Here is a 211-nt window from a genome sequence, read left to right on the forward strand (position 1 = left end):
GAACGGCCGCCAGTGCGGCCTCTATGGTCGAATCGCTGCGGGGCAGTGTTCCGGCCCGGCGAGCACGGGCCTTGGCGGTAAGCATGAACTCGGCGAATCCTGCGATTGCCGGTCGCAGCGGTTCAGGGGCCGCTTCGATCCGCCGTTGCCGGCGGCCGGCGGCGAGTCGCTCGTTGTGGTCGGTCGGCATCGCCAGCCCGTGTTCGGTGAA

The organism is Pseudomonas viridiflava (genome assembly GCF_001642795.1).
GTDB lineage: Bacteria > Pseudomonadota > Gammaproteobacteria > Pseudomonadales > Pseudomonadaceae > Aquipseudomonas > Aquipseudomonas viridiflava.